Below are 320 nucleotides of genomic sequence, written 5' to 3'. Positions count from 1 at the left end.
ACTGATGGAACAAACACTGATAATGCAACTGTTACTATTACTGTAACGAATGTTAATGACAACAGTCCATCTATTTCAAATGCCTCAGCAACGATTGCAGAAAATGCATCTAACAATAGTGCTGTGGTAAATATTGATGATGACAACACGTCTTCAGACTTGGATGCCGATGGCGAGACCATCAGCTACTCAATTACAGCAGGAAATGGCGATGGTATCTTTGGAATCAATTCATCGACAGGAGCCATCACCGTAGTTAACAACAGCAAGTTGGATTATGAAACAACCACATCATATAGCTTAACTGTAGAGGCAACTGA

At 40.0% G+C, this 320-nt stretch carries 1 protein-coding gene; it reads left to right on the top strand.

Features of this window, described 5'->3' with window-relative positions; translation table 11 throughout:
• On the top strand, positions 1-320 hold a 320-nt coding region (locus OM075_RS25970), incomplete at both ends, for a cadherin repeat domain-containing protein (protein ID WP_301193435.1).

Source organism: Plebeiibacterium sediminum (assembly GCF_026013605.1).
GTDB classification, from domain to species: Bacteria; Bacteroidota; Bacteroidia; order Bacteroidales; family Marinilabiliaceae; genus Saccharicrinis; species Saccharicrinis sediminus.
The sequence above is the reverse complement of the archived record's forward strand: the minus strand, read 5'-3'. Positions and strand labels throughout refer to the sequence as shown.